Source organism: Acidaminococcus sp. BV3L6, from assembly GCF_000468835.1.
Taxonomy (GTDB): domain Bacteria; phylum Bacillota; class Negativicutes; order Acidaminococcales; family Acidaminococcaceae; genus Acidaminococcus; species Acidaminococcus intestini.
On sequence record NZ_AWUR01000001.1, the window covers coordinates 1 to 14258 of the forward strand.

Genomic DNA, 14258 nt, shown 5'->3' on the forward strand with positions numbered 1-14258 from the left:
CCCAAAAAACTGCGGCGCCTTTGGCACCGCAGTTTTCCTTATCTTCTTACTTCCCCGTCCGGCCGCGTTGAGTCAGGGGTGTACCTTCTTTGCACATGGGACACTCTTCCGGTTTATAGGTTTCTACATCAAGACGCAGGAGCGGTTCCGTGCGGACACCAAAGTCCACTTTGCCGCCGCTACGGTCTACGAGGAGGCCGACACCAACGGGAACGCCGCCTTCGCCCTTGACGACATCGAGCACTTCCCGGACACTGCCGCCCGTCGTTACAATATCTTCCACCACAAGGACACGGGTTCCCGGTTTGATGGCAAAGCCCCGCTTGAAGGTCATCTTGCCATTGACTCGTTCCGTAAAGAAGAATCTCGTTCCAAGGTTCTTTGCCACTTCATAGGCCAGGAGAATGCCGCCCGTCATCGGACCGACAACAAGTTCCACATTGTCGTTGATGAACCGGCTGGCAATTTCCTTGCAGAGCTGTTCCGTATATTCCGGGCGCTGCAGGACATTGAATTTTTCCACATAGATGGGACTATGAAGTCCGCTCGTGAGGAGAAAATGGCCATGCATGACAGCATTGGTTTCTTCGAGCATACTCAGGACACTTTTGTTATTCATGAAGGGCACCTTCCATTTCTTTCAAGATCCGATTGACCGCGTCAATCTTGTTTTCCGCTTTCGTAATGGGCCGACCGACTACAAGATGGGTTGACCCATTTTTCATGGCCATACTTGGCGTCGCAATGCGGCTCTGGTCATTGGCTGCCGCCCAAGTCGGACGGATACCGGGCGTCACGATGAGAAAATCGCTGCCACAGGCCTTGCGGATGCCTTTAGCTTCCCGCGGGGAAGCAACGACCCCACTAAGGCCGCTTTCCTTAGCAAGCGCCGCCAGGGCAAGGACTTCCTCACCAATGGGCTTTGCATAACCAAGAGGCGCCCACTGCGCTTCATCCATACTCGTAAGGATTGTCACAGCAATGAGTTTTGGTGCCGCGACGCCGAGTTTTTCCGCTGCTTCCCGGATGGCGTTCATGCCTTCTGCCATCATTTTGGGTCCACCAACGGCGTGGACATTCATGATATCCACCCCAAGACGCGTCAACACAGCAAGACTGTGCGCCACTGTATTGGGAATATCCTGGAGCTTGAGGTCAAGGAAGACCTTCTTGCCCTGTTCCTTCAGGTAGGAAACAATAGCCGGGCCTTCACTGTAAAAAAGCTCCATCCCTACTTTATAAAATGTAACCGCATCCCCCAGTTCCTCAACAAGGTCCTTGGCCTCTTTCCCCGTAGGAAAATCAAGGGCTACAATCAGACGGTCTTTTACCTTCGTCATTTCCTTCTTCTCCTTACTGATTGGGCAGGGCCTTGCCAACAAGGTCCCGAATATTTTCGAGGTTATGGTCGATAAGATAGGCCGCGATTCCCTGCGAAATGGTTTCTGCAAGCCGTGGATTGTCAAAATTAGCAGTCCCTACGGCAATGGCAGACGCTCCGGCAAGGAAAAATTCAATGGCATCAGCGGCACAGGTAATCCCGCCCATCCCAATGAGGGGCACCTTAACAGCCTGAGCAACTTGATAGACCATGCGCACAGCAACCGGACGGACCGCTGGACCGGAAAGGCCGCCCATGATATTGCCCAGGACCGGCTTTTGGGTCTGGATATCAATCTTCATACCCACCAGCGTATTGATCAAGGAAATCATATCGGTCCCTGCCGCTTCCACGGCTCTGGCAATTTCCGTGATATCCGTCACATTCGGTGAAAGTTTTGTAATGATGGGCTTATGGGTTCGCTTCTTGGCTGCTTCCACGACTTGCGCGGCAGCACTGCAGCTCGTGCCAAAAGCAAGGCCCCCTTGGGCAACATTGGGGCAGGAAATATTGAGTTCCAGCGCATCAACGCCATCCACGTCAAGCATGGCAGCAAGTTCGCCATATTCGGCAGCGCTGTCCCCATCAATGTTCACGATGACCTTTGTGTCATATGCCTTCAGCTGAGGCAGGGTCTCTTTTAGGAAAACGTCCACACCGGGATTTTCAAGACCTACACAGTTAAGGATACCCGAAGGGGTCTCAACAATGCGCTGTCCCTTGTTGCCGGCCCGGGGATGAAGGGTCGTGCCCTTTACCGTAATGGCGCCCACATTGTTTAGGTCAAGAAAATCCGTAAATTCAAGGCCAAACCCAAAGGTCCCCGACGCTGTGGTGATAGGGGTCTTAAGATGAAGGTCACAAAGCTCAGTTTCAAGAAGGGTCCTATTGTTTACCATTCCGACACCTCCCGTGACCAAAAGACAGGGCCATCCTTACAGACCTTGACCCGTTTACCGATACCGCTGCATGTGCAGGAAAGGCACGCGCCAAGGCCGCAGCCCATGTACTTTTCAAGGGAAATCTGACAGGGAATGCCCCGCGGTTCCACGACTTTCGTCACAGCCCGCATCATCGGCGAAGGTCCGCAGACATAGACACAGTCATATCCGCCTTCATCAAGAAGCTGCCCCAAGGGCGCCGTGATAAGGCCCTTCGTCCCCCGGGAACCATCTTCCGTGGTCTCAAATTGGTGAACCGTCTTATCCCGAAACAGGTCCGTCCAAAAAAGCTCCTCTGCCGTGCGGGCGCCAATGAGGACATCCACGTCCGCTTGGGGATAGTCTTCCGCAAGGAAACGAAGGGGCGCAAGACCAACACCGCCGCCAACAAGAAGAACCTTATGGTGGCTCCGGTCAAAACCGCGTCCCAAAGGACCCATGACACTGATAGAATCCCCTTTTCTCAGCTGGTCAAGCAGCTGCGTCGCCTCCCCCACAATCCGGTAGATGAGAAGGAAGGTACCTTTGTCACGATTGACGCCGGATACCCCAAAAGGACGGCGCAAAAGAGGCACACTCAAATCGTTGCTCTTTACAGTCACAAACTGACCGGGTTCAGCCGAGGCCGCTACCTGCGGTGACCAAATTTCCATGATTCGGATGTCGTGGGACAGGCTGCGCTGCCCCACCACTCTTCCATCTTCCAAGAATTTCGTCATGGCTTACTCCGTTTTAAGGTCCTGCAGGGCAACGACACTGACAATGCGGCGGCGGCGCATAGCCCCCAGGGCATGCTGGAGGGCGCGGGCCGTATCAAGGCTCGTCAGGCAAGGAATGGCGTGTTCCACCGTACTGCGGCGGATCCGGAACCCGTCACTGCGCGTGCTTTCCCCATGGTTCATGGTATTGATGACCATGCAGATCTTGCCTTCCTTGATATCATCCAGAAGGTTCGGACTGTCCTCGCCAATCTTGGCTGCCGTTTCCACGGTCATGCCCTTGCTGCGGAGGAAGTTTGCCGTGCCTTCCGTTGCCGCAATCGTATAGCCCAAATCTTCAAAGCCTTCGGCAATTTCCGTCACTTCGTCTTTATCCTTATCAGCGACCGTAATGAGGATAGTTCCCTTATCCGGCACATTGGTCCCAGCAGCAACGCAGGCCTTATAAAGGGCGCGTGGGAACTGGTTATCAATGCACATGACTTCGCCCGTGGACTTCATTTCCGGTCCCAAGGTGATATCCACATCGGTCATCTTGTTGAAGGAAAAGACCGGTGCCTTGACAGCGTAATAATCCGGGAAGAGTTTCAGGCCCGATTCAAAGCCCTGTTCCTTGAGGCTCTTACCTACCGCACACTTGGTAGCAACATCCACCATGGAAATCCCCGTGACCTTCGACAGGAACGGGACGGTCCGGCTGGAGCGCGGGTTCACTTCGATGATATAGAGCTTTTCATCGCGGACGATGTACTGGATATTGAGCAGACCTTTGACGTGGAGCGTCAGGGCCAGCTTATTGGTGTATTCAATGATTGCTTCGATGATGTGTTCGCTCAGCGTGCGCGGCGGGTAAACGGCGATGGAGTCACCAGAGTGTACACCAGCCCGTTCAATGTGTTCCATGATGCCCGGGATGACGACATCGACGCCGTCACTGATGGCATCGACTTCGACTTCCGTCCCCATGAGGTAATGATCAACAAGGACAGGATGTTCCTTCGAGGCCTTGACGGCATTTGCCATATAGTAGCGCAGCTGATCATCGTTATAGACGATTTCCATCGCACGGCCGCCAAGAACGTAGCTCGGACGGACCATGACAGGATAGCCGTCATCGTGGGCGGCTTTCACAGCGCCTTCCACATCAAAGACGGTGTGTCCTTTCGGACGGGGAATGCCTACTTCCGTCAGGACTTCATCAAAGCGTTCACGGTCTTCGGCGCGGTCAATATCATCGACGCTCGTACCAAGGATCTTCACGCCGCAGCTATGAAGGGGCCCGGCAAGGTTGATGGCCGTCTGGCCGCCAAACTGGACAATGACGCCTTCAGGCTGTTCCCGGTCGATGACATTCAGCACGTCTTCCAAGGTCAGCGGTTCAAAATACAGACGGTCTGCCGTATCAAAGTCCGTGGAAACCGTTTCCGGGTTGTTGTTGATGATGATTGTTTCGTATCCTTCTTCTTTGAGGGCCCAGACAGAGTGTACCGAGCAGTAGTCGAATTCAACGCCCTGACCGATGCGGATTGGACCGGACCCGAGAACGACAACTTTCTTCTTATTGCTGGGCCGCACTTCGTCTTCGACACCGTAGGTCGAATAGTAGTACGGCGTTTCCGCGTCAAATTCGGCTGCGCATGTATCCACCATCTTGTAGACTGGTACAATTCCCATTTCCTTGCGCAGGGCGCGGATTTCAAGAGCCGACTTACCTGTAAGAAGGCCAATTTCCTCATCGCAGAAACCGCGTTTCTTGGCTTCCTTCATGAGCTCTTTCGTAAGCGGACCTTCCTTGATGGCCTTTTCGATTTCTACGATATGACGGATCTTCCGCAGGAAGAATTCATCAATCTTAGTAATTTCGTGAGCCTCGTCGACGGTCATGCCACGGCGGAAAGCTTCAGCGATGGCAAAGAAGCGTTCATCATTGACAAGATGAACCTTGGCAAAAACTTCTTCGTCACTGAGGGCATGGAATTCCGGCATATCGAGGTGAATCAGGCCGATTTCAAGGGAGCGAATGGCTTTGAGGAGCCCTGCTTCGATGTTGCGTTCAATGGCCATGACTTCGCCCGTTGCCTTCATCTGCGTGCCCAGGGTGTGGTCTGCCTTGACAAATTTGTCAAAAGGCCAGCGAGGAATCTTCAGTACGCAGTAGTCCAAGGTCGGTTCAAAGCAAGCCGTGGTCTTTTTCGTAACGGCATTTTCGATTTCATCAAGGGTATAGCCGGCAGCAATCTTTGATGCCACCTTGGCAATGGGATATCCCGTTGCTTTGGAAGCAAGAGCGGACGAACGGCTGACGCGGGGATTGACTTCAATGACGATATATTCCTCGCTGTCAGGGTTCAGGGCATACTGCACGTTGCAGCCGCCTTCAACGCCGAGTTCGCGGACAATATCAATAGCGGCCGTACGCAGCATCTGGACTTCACGGTCCGTCAGGGTCTGGCACGGCGCCACGACGATGGAGTCGCCCGTATGGACGCCCACAGGATCAAGGTTTTCCATATTGCAGACCGTAATGCAGTTGTCGGCATGGTCGCGGATGACTTCAAATTCAATTTCCTTCCAGCCGGCAACGGAGCGTTCAATGAGGACCTGACCAATGAGGCTGTACTGGAGCCCCTTCGTGCAGATATCGTCGAGTTCAGCATCGTTGTGGGCAATGCCGCCGCCCGTACCGCCCAAGGTATAGGCCGGACGCACGATGAGCGGATAGCCGATGCGGTCGGCAAATTCCTTGGCCGCGGCAACGCTTTCCACGATCGTGCTCTGAGGAATGGGCTGATGGAGTTTTTCCATCGTTTCTTTGAAGAGTTCGCGGTCCTCAGCCTTCATGATGCTCGGGATCTGGGTCCCAATGAGCTTCACATTGTATTTTTTGAGGATGCCCGTCTTATCAAGTTCGATGGCAAGGTTAAGGCCAATCTGGCCGCCTAAGGTAGCAAGCAAGGAATCCGGCCGTTCCTTTTGGATGACGCTTTCAAGAAATTCCACATTGAGCGGTTCGACATAGACGCGGTCAGCAATATGCACATCGGTCATGATGGTCGCCGGGTTGGAGTTTACAAGGACAACTTCCAGTCCTTCTTCTTTAAGGGCCCGGCAGGCCTGGGTTCCTGCATAGTCAAATTCGGCAGCCTGACCAATGATGATTGGACCGGAGCCAATGACCATGACTTTATTGACATCGTTTCTTTTTGGCATAATCAGTGTCCCCCCATCATGGTAATAAAGCGGTCAAAGAGATATCCGTTTCCGCTCGGTCCCGGGGAAGCTTCCGGATGGAACTGGACCGTAAAGGTCGGATGATCAAGATACTGGATTCCTTCAATGGTGCCATCGTTGAGGGAACGGTTGATGACCTTCACATGAAGCCCCTTCAGGGAATCTTCGTCAACCATAAAGCCGTGGTTCTGGGACGTAATCATGATGCAGTTATCCACATAGTCCCGCACCGGCTGGTTGATGCCGCGGTGGCCAAAGAGCATTTTCTTTGTCTTGGCCCCGCACGCAAGGGCCATGACCTGATGCCCCATGCAAATTCCAAAGATAGGTTTCTTGCCAATCATCTTCTTGATGTTGTCGATTTCAACCGTAAGGTCCGCCGGGTCGCCGGGGCCATTTGAAAGGAAGATCCCATCAGGATCGATGGCAAGGACTTCTTCAGCCGGTGTTTCCGCCGGGAAGACCGTCAGGCAGCAACCCTTTTCCACAAGGCTCTTGAGGATATTGCGCTTAATACCATAGTCCATGACAGCAACGCTGAATTTGCTCTTTTCCTTGTCCCCCATGTGGTAGACTTTCTTTGTCGTCACCTGAGCCACCTGATCATGCCGTTCCGGCGTGGCAAGGAGCTTTTGGACGTCTTCATCAGGCATATCATAAGGAACGATGACGCCTTGAAGCGTACCGTAAGCCCGGATGCGGCGCGTAATGGCCCGCGTGTCCACATCAGCAAGGACCGGAATATGGTTCTTTTCAAGGAAGGAAAGGACCGTTCCTTCGTCGCGCCAAGAACTCGGTTCATCGCAGAGTTCATCAACGATAAGCCCTTCATAGCAGCAGCCATCCCCCTGATCAAAAATGGGATTGCAGCCATAGTTGCCGATGAGCGGATAGGTAAAGACTACAATCTGTCCGCAGAAAGAAGGGTCCGTCAGGGTTTCCTGATAGCCGCTCATGCCTGTTGTGAAGACGACTTCACCAACAGCCGGATGGTCCCCATAAAGGGTTCCTTCATAGACACCACCATCTTTTAGTACCAACTTACCTTTTACTTTTTGCATACGACACCGTCTTTCATCACAAATACACCATCGACCATGGTGGCGGCAGCCTGCCCTTTGCAGTGTTTTCCATTAAAAGGCGTGACCTTGCCGCGGGTATAGAACTTGCTGCTGTCGACGACCCAATCCTTATCAAGATCCAGGATGGTGATATTGGCGGAACTGCCTTCGCGGAGGGTGCCCCCGTCAAGGTGGAAAAGTTCAGCCGGTCGGCAGCTCATTTTATCGACAATCTCATTGATGGTAAATAGACCCGTATGATAGAGTTCCGTCAGAATGACCCCGACACTCGTTTCAAGACCGCAGAATCCGTTCGGGGCATTGCGGAATTCCACATCCTTTTCTTCCGGTGCATGCGGTGCGTGATCCGTTACGATGGCATCAATGGTCCCATCCTTGAGGGCGTCCCGCAGGGCTTCCACATGGTCCCGGCTGCGAAGGGGCGGCGAAACGCGGGTTGCCGTACTAAAGGAAGCACAGGCTTCATCAGTGAGCGTCAAATGATGAACCGTCACTTCGCACGTAATGGGCACACCTCTTTTCTTTGCTTGGCGAACGATATCCACCGCCCCTTTACTTGCAATATGAGCGATGTGGACATGGGTTCCTGTATACTCGGCAATGATGGCATCGCGGGCAACTGCCATATCTTCTGCAATGGAAGGAATGCCCGGCACACCCAGCCTTGCCGATACGGCGCCTTCGTGCATATAGCCCGAATGATTCATGTGTTCCTCAATGGCATGGACAATGAGCGCCTTATCAAAGGAATTCACATAACGGGCCGCCTTGAGCATCATCAGGGGATCCTCTACAAAGTGCCCATCATCGGAAAACGCCATTGCGCCCCGCATGGCCATATCTCCCATTTCAGAAAGTTCCTTGCCCTTTTCGCCCTTCGTAATAGCCCCAATGACTTCCACATGGGCATAGCCTTCTTCTGCCGCTCGCTTTTCGATCCCGCTCACGACAATCGAGGTATCGATGACAGGGTTCGTGTTCGGCATGCAGGCAATACGCGTAATGCCGCCGTGAGCCGCTGCCATCGTCCCGGAAACGATATCTTCCTTTGCTTCAAGTCCCGGTTCGCGAAGATGGGTATGCAGGTCGATGAAGCCCGGAGCAACCACCTTTCCTGAAGCATCATACGTTTCGTCAGCGGCTTCTTCGATGGAATCAGCCACACGTTTAATGATCCCGTCCTCCACGAGGATATCCTTCACAGCATCCAGATGCTGGCTGGGATCGACAAGGTGTCCCTTTTTAATCAGCGTTTTCAACTTGTTTCCCCCCTGTCAGTGTCAAGAATAAGAGCGCCATCCGAACCGCCACCCCATTGGTAACCTGTTCACGGATCACAGCCTGGTCGCTGTAGCCCACTTCATAGGAAATTTCAAGACCGCGGTTCATGGGACCGGGATGCATGATCATCACATCCGGTTTGGCCAGTTTCATGCGTTCCTCGTTGACCCCAAAGATACGGGCATATTCGCGAGGTGTCGGGAAAAGACCGCTCTGCTGCCGTTCAAGCTGGATACGAAGGATGTCGACAACATCCGCGCCTTCAATGGCCTCTTCCACTCGTTTATGGACCGTGACGCCCAGTTTTTCCATTTCGTAAGGCATGAGCGTGACCGGCCCCGCCACATGGACATCGGCACCAAGCTTCGTCCAAGCAGCAATATTGCTGCGTGCCACACGGCTGTAGAGGATATCTCCGATGATGGCCATCTTGAGGCCCTTGAAGGATTTCTTCTTTTCAAGGATTGTGAACATATCCAGGAGACCCTGGGTGGGGTGGGCATGACAGCCATCTCCGGCATTGATGACAACCGGTTTTACGATATCGGCAATGTACTTGGCCGCACCTTCGATGGGGTGCCGCATAACAATGGCATCGCAGGCCATGGACTGCATGGTGAGCACCGTATCCTTGAGGCACTCCCCTTTCTTGACACTCGAAGTGCCCGTACTGATATTGATGACATCGGCCCCCAAATATTTACCGGCAAGTTCAAACGAAGAACGCGTGCGCGTGCTGTTTTCATAAAACAGGTTAACAATGGATTTTCCCCTGAGGGAAGGCACCTTCTTGATATCCCGTTTCAGGATTTTCTTCATTTCTGCTGCTGTCTTCATGATGAGGTCGTATTCCTCGACCGAAAGGGATGACAGATCCAAGATATCCCTTCCGGACAGGCTGACCGCTGCCTTTGCCATGTGATAGCCTCCTTACTTGTCATGGTCAATCTGGGAAACAATTCATTGCAACAAAAATAAGCCCCCTTGTCCCCATAAGACAAGAAGGCTTCTCTTTAAAGGCACGCACCCTAAAGTACGCCGCCCACTGCAGCTCATTTCTTCTGTAGCAAAAGTCCCTTTCTTAGTCTCACAGGACTAGATTAAAAGGCCTATATTCATTTTTAGTCATTGTAGCACGGGGAGGGGAAAATGTAAAGGGCGGTGAGAAAAAGGCCGCCTTTTGCGGCCTTTTTCTATATGGCAGTCAAGCTGTCCCGAGCCTACGGCTCTAGCTATCACTCCTCAAGGGGCTGGCTGTCAAGCAAAAGACCGAAGGGGTCAGGCTGTGGTGCTTTGGCGCTTTGATTTTGTGATGCTAAATATCGTACCGCTCCGCCCCAAACCGCCCTGCGGGAGGGGGCGGAACTTCATTCGCCCAGGGACATATTTCTCGGACTTGCGCTCCGCTTCAAAAGCGTCCTTCGAAACTCCGGGCGAATATGCCTCACTGCCGTTCGTACGGAAACGTCGCTGCCGCTCCTCATCCACCACCAAAACCGGGAAATTCCAATGATGATAAACTTTTTGAAATTTACCGGTTTCGGTCCCCCGCCCTGGTGGGGCGGATCGACTCTACGAGTCGAGCTCAGAGGCAAAACACGAAGGCAGGCAGTGGTGAGAATAAGGAATGCGCTGCTGAATTTCATCATAGCAATAATCCCACAGATTGAATTTTGAGCTAGGCCCGATTGAGAAATACGCAAACAACAGCTCATTTACCAAGAGCATACAGTACCTCCCACGCTCAATAAGCCTTGAACCGAACTTGTATCTACGTTCGGATCAAGGCTCGCGTCACGGTCTTTTGCCCTGGAGACGGCGAATGCCGTTCCGCCTTACCAAGGCGGGGGGACCAAAAGCCACTTGATTCTGCAAAGCAGAAGGCAAGTCCTTTTGGTGGTGGATGAGGAGGGGCAGTTTGGCGCCGTGCGTTCTGGTCTTTCTTCTATTTACATGATTCGAATGGGGCTCAGATTGGTTCAGATGCGAGGAAAAAAGCTGCAGGCTGACAAAGCCGCACACGCATTTTCGTGCTGCTAGGAAGCCCGCGTCTTTTTGACAACGCAGATGGGCCGATATGAGCCTCAGGTGAAGCATGTTTCCTCTAAAAAACCGAAAAAATTCCAAGAAGTGGCTCGCCCGCCGAAGGCATTTTTTCGGGCGTCTTAGCAATGAGATTGTGGTACGTACCTTCTTACGACGGGGCATGCCATCATTGGCATCAGATATATCTTTTTAAAACCAATGATGACACGTAACTGCATCGAATCGGAGCGATTTTTGCTCCGAGTAAAAATAAAAGGGGAACCCGACGTCTCCGCACGAGCGGTAGCGAGGAACATTTTTCGATGAGCCAAAACCGCTAATCGCAAGACACCGTCGAAGCGATTCGGTTGCAGGATCGTGTTATCGAAAAATTAATTCGGCGCCCACGACCGAAGGGAGACGGTTTGGCGCCGGTCTCACAGTCTTTTTCCTTACGGTCTTTTCAAATCCCGATTATCCTTCATTTTATCCCATTTATCTCTCAAAAACGGACATTCATCCTACTATATAGATTTCATCGGACTTTTCGGCCATAATGACCCATATAACAGGATTTATTCTACTGCATTAAAAGGAGATGCCTATGAAAACGTACTACCAAAATCACAAGGATAAAGAGAACCTCGCCTATGCCCGTGAAATGCGCCGCCATATGACCCCGGAGGAATCCAAGCTTTGGTTTGGTTTCCTAAAACGATACCCGATACGCTTTGTAAGACAAAAGTGTATCGCAGGATATATAGCGGATTTCTACTGTGCCAAAGGAAAACTCATCATCGAAGTCGATGGCATCCATCACTATACCCCCAAACAAAGAGAATACGATGAAAAGCGTTCCAAAGTATTAATGGATTGGGGTTATGCCGTCTTTCGCATTGATAATGACTGGATTAAGAACAATTTCTATGAAGTCTGCAAATATATTGATGAGATGGTGATGGAAAGAACCGGAATTGATATTCGGAAACTATAAGGCAAACGACCGTACGAGTCCGCCCCAAACCGCCCTCCGGGTGGGGGCGGAACTTCATTCGCCCAGGGACATGTTTCTCGGACTTTCGCTCCGCTTCAAAAGCGTCCTTCGAAACTCCGGGCGAATCTACCTCACTGCCGTTCGTAAGGAAACGTCGCTACGCTCCTCATCCACCACCGAAAGGGCACGCTTGCCTCATTTCAATGAGGCAACATGCGGCTTTCGGTCCCCCGCCCTGGCGGGGCGGATCGATTTCAGAGAAATCGAGTTCAGAGGCAAAACACGAAGGCAGGCAGTGGCGAGAATAAGGAATGCGCTGCTGAATTTCATCATAGCAATAATCCCACAGATTGAATTTTGAGCTAGGCCCGATTGAGAAATACGCAAACAACAGCTCATTTACCAAGAGCATACAGTACCTCCCACGCTCAATAAGCCCTGAACCGAATTCGTGTCTACGTTCGGTTCAGGGCTCACGTTACGGTCTTTTTGCCTTAGTGACGGCGAATGCCGTTCCGCCTTACCAAGGCGGGGGACCAAAAGCCACTTGATTCTGCAAAGCAGAAGGCAAGTCCTTTTGGTGGTGGATGAGGAGGGGCAGTTTGGCGCCGTGCGTTCTGGTCTTTCTTCTATTTACATGATTCGAATGGGGCTCAGATTGGTTCAGATGCGAGGAAAAAAGCTGCAGGCTGACGACGTCATGCAACGAATGCCCCGTTCCGATCTTTTCTTACATTTGCTTTTTGCGAATTCGGTTCAGATGGATCCAGATGCGAGGAGCCCCCACTTCCACCGACGACGGCATACGGTTTGTGTACGTCTAGGAGGTTGGGAGCGCGGGCGACAAAGTAGATGGGTCCATATGGACTGAAGATTGCAAAAAAGCTTCCGCTTTGATAAGCTGGGCGCTGGAAGTGACGACACATGGTTAGGAAAGGAAGCGCCCAGGCGTAAGCTACCCCCAAACGTGGGACGGTCCATTGTACGATAGGCCATGAGGCCATTGTTTCCACAAAACCTTTTTAAAAAGTGACCTCACACACTTCATCAAATCAGCCCGATTTTTGGGCTGACTCAAAAGGGATCGCCGAAAGCATTTTTTCGGGCGTCTTAGAAATGAGATTGTGGTACGTACCTTCTTGCGACGGGGCATGCTATCATTGGCATCAGATATATCTTTTTAAAACCAATGATGACACGTAACTGCATCGAATCGGAGCGATTTTTGCTCCGAGTAAAAATAAAAGGGGAACCCGACGTCTCCACACGAGCGGTAGCGAGGAACATTTTTCGATGGGCCAAAACTGCTAATCGCAAGACGCTGCCAACGCGATTCGGCTCACGGACCGTGTTATCGAAAAATCAATTCGGCGCCCACGACCGAAGGGAGACGGTTTGGCGCCGTGCGTTTGAGGGTTTAACTCAAAACTCACAACTTCAAGGTTTTGGCGCAGCCATTGCGCCAAAACTTTCTTATTCCGGGAACTGCATCCGAAACACCTTCAAATCCACAAGTTTCGTCTTCGCGTTTCGTACATAGGCTAAAATCAGCATGGTCCGATCATCAAGTGGGGATAGACGGAGACAATTCAGGTCGCCGCCAAGAAGTTTGGAGCTATTGAAGTTTCCCAAATACATACCGTTGCGGCGCCACAGTTTCAGGGTAAACCCGTCAATGACGGCAATATAATGGTCCATAATGGCCATATCAACAAGGTTATAGATGGAATCCTTATCCGTCGGCTGATAGCTGCCGTAGTACTGAATCAGTTTGCCATCCGGCTTAAAGGCACCAATAATGTTGAATCCATTTGGCTTGATCCGTCCGCCGCCGTAGACCGTCCCATCGTCCATGACCTGGACCAAGGTAAGGCCGCCCTTAAAGGGATTAGCACGGTTGTGGAGGAAGGAAGGATGATTGTTCGTAAGTCCCCCATCCTTTACGTCAGCCAAGGTAAAATTATCGTTTCCATAAAGGTAGGCTTGCTGCTCCCCAGGCAGAAAAGCAATGCGGGTCGCCGTCGTGTTTCCCTGCAGGCTTGCAATATCATTGCCGCTGATGAGAGCGTGGACTCCTTTTTTGACATAATAGACGTTATTGTCACTGTCTACGGTCATGCCAAAGACCATTTTCTCCTTGATGGTCAGGATGCCATCCTTTCCAAATCCGCGGTATGGCACCAAGGCACCATCCTTTAGGTCAAAGGCCTCCACTTGGGTCTCCGATCCATCAGGATTGCGCATAGAGAAAAAGACATGTCCATTTTTAACAAAAAAAGCACTGACGCGGTCAATTTCCTGAACATTCAGCTTCGGACTGTTGATTGCCTGGAGCGCGAAATTCGTATTGGCAAGCTCCATGGACTGGATAGGCTGGGGTTTGGCCTTGATGACCTTATCCTTGATATCAAGACGAAAATAGTAAGCCGTCCCTGCTAATACGGCAAGAAGAACAACCGCAATGATCAATTTATGATGGCCCTCAAGATGAGGTTTGATTTTCTCGTTCCAAAAAGACACGGGAAGGTCCCCTTTCCTAGATTACATCCTAGACCTGTAGTATATCATATTGTCCCTGCCTTGACGAACAAAAGACAAAAAAGG

General features: G+C 51.7%; 11 protein-coding genes. 1 reads left to right on the plus strand and 10 read right to left on the minus strand.

Annotated elements, in window-relative coordinates; all coding sequences use genetic code 11:
• Positions 1-46: 46 nt before the first annotated feature.
• Genes pyrE through HMPREF1246_RS00040 form a run of 8 tightly spaced genes read right to left on the minus strand, consistent with a single transcriptional unit; the run spans position 47 to position 9553 of the window.
• Positions 47-619 carry an orotate phosphoribosyltransferase gene (gene pyrE / locus HMPREF1246_RS00005; protein WP_016459545.1) on the minus strand — a complete coding sequence of 191 codons (573 nt, stop codon included), beginning with the start codon at positions 617-619 and terminating at the stop codon, positions 47-49.
• The gene (pyrF, locus tag HMPREF1246_RS00010; RefSeq protein ID WP_021736327.1) at positions 612-1340 is read right to left on the minus strand and encodes an orotidine-5'-phosphate decarboxylase; all 729 of its coding nucleotides are present in this window, start codon (positions 1338-1340) and stop codon (positions 612-614) included. The genes pyrE and pyrF overlap by 8 nt, the downstream gene beginning before the upstream one ends.
• 13 nt (positions 1341-1353) lie before the next feature.
• The gene (locus HMPREF1246_RS00015; RefSeq protein ID WP_021736323.1) at positions 1354-2280 is read right to left on the minus strand and encodes a dihydroorotate dehydrogenase; all 927 of its coding nucleotides are present in this window, start codon (positions 2278-2280) and stop codon (positions 1354-1356) included.
• Complete coding sequence (locus tag HMPREF1246_RS00020) at positions 2274-3041, minus strand: dihydroorotate dehydrogenase electron transfer subunit (RefSeq protein WP_009015697.1); 768 nt, start codon at positions 3039-3041, stop codon at positions 2274-2276. Before HMPREF1246_RS00020 ends, HMPREF1246_RS00015 begins: the two co-directional genes overlap by 7 nt.
• Positions 3042-3044: 3 nt before the next feature.
• Positions 3045-6251 carry a carbamoyl-phosphate synthase large subunit gene (gene carB, locus HMPREF1246_RS00025; RefSeq protein WP_009015698.1) on the minus strand — a complete coding sequence of 1069 codons (3207 nt, stop codon included), beginning with the start codon at positions 6249-6251 and terminating at the stop codon, positions 3045-3047.
• A 2-nt stretch (positions 6252-6253) separates the two neighbouring features.
• Positions 6254-7333 (minus strand): glutamine-hydrolyzing carbamoyl-phosphate synthase small subunit, encoded by a 1080-nt coding sequence (carA, locus tag HMPREF1246_RS00030; RefSeq protein ID WP_021736322.1) that lies wholly within the window; start codon positions 7331-7333, stop codon positions 6254-6256.
• Positions 7321-8613 carry a dihydroorotase gene (locus HMPREF1246_RS00035; RefSeq protein WP_021736324.1) on the minus strand — a complete coding sequence of 431 codons (1293 nt, stop codon included), beginning with the start codon at positions 8611-8613 and terminating at the stop codon, positions 7321-7323. The genes carA and HMPREF1246_RS00035 overlap by 13 nt, the downstream gene beginning before the upstream one ends.
• Entirely contained in the window at positions 8597-9553 is a 957-nt protein-coding gene (locus HMPREF1246_RS00040; protein ID WP_009015701.1) for an aspartate carbamoyltransferase catalytic subunit, read from the minus strand. Before HMPREF1246_RS00040 ends, HMPREF1246_RS00035 begins: the two co-directional genes overlap by 17 nt.
• Before the next feature lie 1711 nt (positions 9554-11264).
• Here HMPREF1246_RS00040 and HMPREF1246_RS00045 point away from each other — a divergent pair.
• On the plus strand, positions 11265-11654 hold the full coding sequence (locus HMPREF1246_RS00045; protein ID WP_021736326.1) for an endonuclease domain-containing protein: 390 nt from the start codon (positions 11265-11267) through the stop codon (positions 11652-11654).
• 166 nt (positions 11655-11820) lie between these two features.
• On the opposite strand, the gene HMPREF1246_RS00050 is transcribed toward HMPREF1246_RS00045, so the two are convergent.
• Complete coding sequence (locus HMPREF1246_RS00050) at positions 11821-12066, minus strand: hypothetical protein (protein ID WP_035223979.1); 246 nt, start codon at positions 12064-12066, stop codon at positions 11821-11823.
• Positions 12067-13127: 1061 nt separating this feature from the next.
• Complete coding sequence (locus HMPREF1246_RS00060) at positions 13128-14174, minus strand: hypothetical protein (RefSeq protein ID WP_021736328.1); 1047 nt, start codon at positions 14172-14174, stop codon at positions 13128-13130.
• Positions 14175-14258: the final 84 nt, after the last annotated feature.